The organism is Rhodococcus sp. (in: high G+C Gram-positive bacteria) (genome assembly GCF_049286785.1).
Lineage (GTDB): Bacteria > Actinomycetota > Actinomycetes > Mycobacteriales > Mycobacteriaceae > Rhodococcus_F.
On the sequence record NZ_JBAQEO010000476.1, the window covers coordinates 1 to 5,485 of the forward strand.

At 67.5% G+C, this 5,485-nt stretch carries 5 protein-coding genes and 1 pseudogene; all 6 read right to left on the reverse strand.

Features of this window, described 5'->3' with window-relative positions:
* Nucleotides 1–403: 403 nt before the first annotated feature.
* A pseudogene (locus WAW17_RS17160) lies at nucleotides 404–487 on the reverse strand (TerD family protein); the annotation flags it as partial.
* A gap of 140 nt (nucleotides 488–627) precedes the next feature.
* A complete protein-coding gene (locus WAW17_RS17165; protein WP_422334141.1) occupies nucleotides 628–1,701 on the reverse strand; it encodes a ferrochelatase in 1,074 nt (357 codons plus the stop codon).
* Between the two features lie 46 nt (nucleotides 1,702–1,747).
* Nucleotides 1,748–2,545 (reverse strand): NADH-dependent enoyl-ACP reductase InhA, encoded by a 798-nt coding sequence (gene inhA / locus WAW17_RS17170; RefSeq protein ID WP_422334142.1) that lies wholly within the window; start codon nucleotides 2,543–2,545, stop codon nucleotides 1,748–1,750.
* Nucleotides 2,546–2,594: 49 nt separating this feature from the next.
* The gene (fabG1, locus tag WAW17_RS17175) at nucleotides 2,595–3,344 is read right to left on the reverse strand and encodes a 3-oxoacyl-ACP reductase FabG1 (RefSeq protein WP_422334143.1); all 750 of its coding nucleotides are present in this window, start codon (nucleotides 3,342–3,344) and stop codon (nucleotides 2,595–2,597) included.
* Nucleotides 3,345–3,410: 66 nt separating this feature from the next.
* On the reverse strand, nucleotides 3,411–4,391 hold the full coding sequence (locus WAW17_RS17180; protein WP_422334144.1) for a VWA domain-containing protein: 981 nt from the start codon (nucleotides 4,389–4,391) through the stop codon (nucleotides 3,411–3,413).
* Nucleotides 4,388–5,365, reverse strand: coding sequence for a DUF58 domain-containing protein (locus WAW17_RS17185; protein WP_422334145.1), 978 nt, complete (start codon nucleotides 5,363–5,365; stop codon nucleotides 4,388–4,390). Before WAW17_RS17185 ends, WAW17_RS17180 begins: the two co-directional genes overlap by 4 nt.
* Nucleotides 5,366–5,485: the final 120 nt, after the last annotated feature.

The window sequence follows — 5,485 nt, forward strand, 5'->3', positions numbered from 1 at the left end:
CTGCTGATTCTGGGCGTGGTTCTGATCGGCAACGGGATGGGCGGGCTGTAGGCGGCTGCCCGCATGGTCGGCGTGACCCCCTGATCGGTCGCCGTGGCCGACACACTGCGTGAGAATCCACATCGACCAACTCGCTCTCCGCGTCGTCGACGCCAGCCGGGCACTCGTTGGCGGAATATGTCACCGCGGACGCCACCACAGAGTCCGCGTTCGTCTTCGGCGAGGTGTATTGCCGCGCCGGCGAGTGGATGGGACTCCGGCCTGGCCGGTCTGGCAACGGATTTCGGCGTCGACATCGATAACGATCCGGAACACGAACCTACCGGCACCCTCGAAGCTCGGTCCGACAGTGAAGAACCCGCCGCGCCGGCGCCGGTCGACTCCGCCGGTGGCACCCCGCCGCATTGTAGAAAACGAAATCCCCGTCGGAGCGAACCTTTCCGTCCGCGTTCAGCAGCAAAGCCGACTCGTCGACCTCGATCTCCGACAACCCAGGAACACCAATTTGTGCGGCCGGGCAGAGTCATTGCCGACTACCGGCGTCGCATCAACCCGCACACCAGCGGGTACGACCAGTGCCGACGATCCCCGAGCACCGTGTCGCCGCACATCACAGATCCGAACTGGTCAGTGCGCGGGCCGCCGACGTTCCGGCAGCGCACAACATCCCGGCGCGCACAGCGCCCCGTTGCAGCCGACCCCGAGCAGCGGCTCGGTCCCGCGACGCTCGGGCGCGACGTCGTCGAACCGTTCCTCGATCAGATCGACCACCAACCGCGCGAACCGCGGATCGGTGCCGGCGGTACCGGCCCGGACGAACGCCATACCGAGTTCGGCGGCCCGGTCCTTGGCTTCGGTATCGAGGTCCCACACCACCTCGAGATGATCGGACACGAAGCCCACCGGGACGACGATGACCGCGCCGGTTCCGCAGGCATGCAGGTCGTCGAGGTGATCCACGATGTCGGGTTCGAGCCACGGCACCTGCGGCGGTCCCGAGCGCGACTGCCACACCAGGTCGTAGTCGTTCAGCCCCAGTGCCCGCGCGACCAGTTTCGACGCCTCGGCCACCTGCCGGCTGTAGAGGTGCCCGCCCTCTTCCGGCGGGCCGCCGGTCGCATCTGCCGAGGCAGGGATCGAATGGGCGGTGAACACCACCCGGGCGGTGTCGCGGTGTTCGGCGGGCAATTCGGCTCGGGCGCCGATCACCGCGTCGGTCACCGCGTCGAGAAACAGCGGATGATCATAGAAGTGCCGAAGTTTCGTCAGATCCGGGGCACCGGCTCCCACCGCGGCACGGGCCCGGGCGATGTCCTCATGGTACTGGCGGCACCCGGAGTATCCGCCCCACGCCGACGTCGGGAACACGAGAGCGGAGCGCACCCCGTCCTCCACCATCTTCGCGACGGTGTCCTCGACCATGGGATGCCAGTTCCGGTTACCGAAGTAGACCGGCATCTCGATTCCGCACGCCGCAAGTTCGGCCTCCACCCGCTCGATGAGGTCGCGGTTGAGTGCGTTGATCGGCGACACGCCCCCGAAGTGCAGGTAATGCTCGGCGACCGCGTCGAGCCGCTCCGGCGGTATCCCCCGGCCTCGGGTGACGTTCTCGAGGAAGGGGCGCACGTCGGCAGGCTTCTCCGGTCCCCCGAACGACAACACGAGCAACGCGTCGAACCGTGCGCCGGACTTCTCGGTCATGCTGTCCAACTTTCGTGGTGTCGTTCGGGAGGAGTCGTGCGCGGACTCAGCCCGCCATGGCGTGCGCGCCACCGTCGACGTAGATGATCGACGCGGTGGTGCCGGGCAGCCAGTCGGACAGGGTGGTGCACACCGTCTTCGCGACGGGTTCCGGGTCGTCGACGTTCCAGCCGATCGGCGCCCGCTCGTCCCAGGCTGCGTTCAGCTTGTTCATTTCCGCGCCCGGACCCGTGCTCTCCCCGGCGATCGCCTTGGCGGCCAGCGTCTTGATGGGGCCTGCGGCGACCAGGTTGGAGCGGATTCCGCGCTTGCCGACCTCGATCGCGACATAGCGGTTGACCGATTCCAGGGTGGCTTTGGAGACGCCCATCCAGTTGTAGAACGGCACCGCGCGGGCCGGGTCGAAGTCCATTCCGACGATCGACGCGTTGTCGTTGAGCACCGGAAGCAGTGCCTTCGCCAGCGCCGCATACGAGTAGGCGGACACCTCGAGGGACACCGCGACGTCCGACCACGGGGCGTCGAAGAACGGGCTGCCCAGGCAGGACCGCGGCGCGAAGGCGATGGAGTGCACCACACCGTCGATGCCCTCGGGGGCGAGTTCGCGCACCCGATCGGCGAGCGTCTCGAGATGCGCCGGATCCTGCACGTTCAATTCGATGGCCGGCGGCACCGGCTGCGGCAGGCGCTGCGCGATGCGGTCGATCAGCCGGAGTCGGTCGAATCCGGTGATGATGACTTTCGCGCCCTGCTCCTGCGCCACCTTGGCCACGTGGAAGGCGATCGAGGAATCGGTGATGATGCCGGTGACGAGAATGGTCTTACCTTCGAGCAATCCGCCCATGAGGTGTCCTCCTGTAGTGAAGTCCGTAAGAGTGAAAAAGGGGGTCGCTCTAGTGCCCCATGCCCAGGCCGCCGTCGACGGGGATCACCGCGCCGGAGACGTAGGCCGAGTCGTCGGATGCCAGGAAGCTGACCACGGCGGCCACGTCCTCGGGCTGGCCGACACGCTGCAGCGGAATGGCCTGCACTGCCATGTCCCGGTACTTGTCCTCCATCGCCGCCGTCATGTCGGTGTCGATGAATCCGGGTGCCACCACGTTGGCGGTGATCGAGCGGGAGCCCAGTTCACGGGTGAGCGAGCGCGCGATGCCCACCACACCGGCCTTCGAGGCGGCGTAGTTGACCTGCCCGGGACCGCCGGCGAGACCGACGACCGAGCCGAGGAAGATGAAGCGGCCGAACCGGGCGCGCAGCATCGAGCGGGTGGCCCGCTTGGCCACCCGGAAGGCACCGGTCAGGTTGGCGTCGATGACCTTCGTGAACTGCTCGTCCGACATACGCATGATCAGGGTGTCGTCGGTGATACCCGCGTTGGACACGAGGACTTCCACGGGACCCTGGTGGGCTTCGACCTCCTTGAACGCGCGATCGATCGACTCCGCGTCGGTGACGTCGCACTGCACACCGAACAGGCCCTCCGGCGCACCGGAACCGCGGTGGGTCACGGCAACCTTGTGCCCGTCCGCTGCCAGTCGCCTGGCCACTGCGAGACCGATGCCGCGATTGCCGCCGGTCACAAGCACCGACCGCGGGGTGGAAACCGTCCTTACTGACCTGTCAGTAGTGCGTGGGTTAGACATGGCGATCAACCTATCTGTTCCGAAGCGATGTAGTGAAAAGGCCTGCCGGAAGCGGGAGCTGTGGGATCACGGCAGCCGTTGACGCAGGACGAGCGCAAGGACCAGGCCCGCAGTCGCGAACAGAACTCCGAGAACGAGCCACGGGCGACTGGCGTCACCCCGCGTGATCTCGAAACCGATCTGTTCCTCGAGCGTGTCGTACACGTCGCGCAACTCCTCGAGGCTGGAGGCCGTGAAGAAGCTGCCACCCGACAAGTTCGCGATCTCGCGCAGCGACGGGTCGTCTACGGGCACCGGGATACGTTCATCCTCGATCTCGACCCTGCCGTAGCTCGTTCCGAACGAGATGGTCGAGATCGGCACATCCTTGTCCTTGGCCTGACGCGCCGCGGTGAAACCACCACGCGGATCGTCCGGGTTCTCCGGCACCGTCTGCTTGCCGTCCGACAGCAACACGATGCGCGCCGGCGGAGCCTGATCGCCGCCGCCGAGCACCGCGGCCAGCGTATCGATCGACTGCAGCGACGTGAAGATCGCTTCGCCCGTCGCCGTCCGCTCACTGAGATGCAGGTTGTCGATGGCGACCTTGGTGGCTTCCCGGTTGGTGGTCGGCGACACCAGCACCGACGCGGTTCCGGCGAACGCGACCAGACCGAGGTTGATGCCCGGGGTGAGACCCTCGGCGAACGATTTGGCGGCGTCCTGTGCGGCAGCGAGCCGGGACGGCTCCACGTCGGTCGCCTTCATCGACAGGGACACGTCGATGACGAGGATGACGGTGGCCCGGTTCCGGGGAACCCGCTTGTCCTCGGTGGGCCCGGCCAGCGCCACACTGAAGAACACCAGCGCCAGGACCATGAGCAGGGCGGGAATATGCCGCACCCGGCCGGGCCTCGACGGCGCCACCTTCTCGAGCAGAGCGAAGTTGGTGAACCGCAGCGTGTGCTTGTGGCGCTGCCGCTGCACCCACACGTATCCCGCGACCAGTGCCACGGGAACCACCAGGAAGAGCAGCCACCACGGCGAGGTGAACTGGGAAAGACTCACCGGCGCGACCTCTGATTCGTCGCGGTCCCGTAACTGTGCTTCCGGGCCGACACGAACCGCACGACATCCGAAATCCAGTCGCGGTCGGTACGCAGGCTCAGCAGCGGTGCACCGCAACCGCGCAGCGCCTGCGCCACCTGCTGCCGGTGCTCCTCTGCCGCCCGGGCGAAGTCGGCGCGCAGTTGCGGTGTGGTCGTGAACTCTCGGGTCCGTCCGGACTCCGGATCGTGCAGCACCACATCCCCCATGTCGGGCAATTCCAGGTCACGCGGATCGAGCACTTCGACACCGAGCACGTCGTGGCGCCCGGAGATGGCACGCAGCGAACGCTCCCAGTCGATCGGACCCAGGAAGTCGCTGATCACCACGGCGAGACCCCGCCGGCGTTGCGGACGTCGCAGGGATTCGACTGCACCCTGCAGGTCGCCGCGCACACCGTCCACCGCATGTGGTGTCGTCGCGATCTGCCGCAGCATGGCCTGCGCGTGGATGCGGCCGCCGCGTGCCGGGATCCGCGTCGTCTGCGCGCCGGTGGACACGATGGCGCCGATCCGGTTACCGCCACCGCTGGTGAGATGGGCGACGGCAGCCGCGGCAGCCACCGCCAGGTCCCGCTTCTCACAGTCGGCGGTACCGAAATCGAGGCTCGATGACAGGTCGATCACCAGCCACGTCTCGAGTTCCCGGTCCGCGACCGACTGCCGGACGTGCGGATGCGTGGTCCGCGCCGTCACCGACCAGTCCATCTGGCGGACATCGTCACCGGGCTGATACTCGCGCGCGTCACCCGGTTCGGACCCCGGTCCCGGAATGAGACCCAGGTGATCGCCGTGCAGCACCCCGTCGAGTCGTCGCCGGACGGTCAGTTCCAGAGTCCGCAACGCCACGGACAACTTTGGGTCGCGGAGACCGCCGGAGCGAAACGACGGGGGTGGAGAACCGGGGCTCTGCTCGCCGGTACGACGCGGACTCACCGTTGCTGGCTCATCGCCGTCGCTCCGGGCGCAGAGGCGGGCTGGGCGACGGGTCCGATCCGACCGACAGCGGCGGGCGATGCTATCGGCTGTGCCGCGATCTGTGGCAGCCCCACCGTC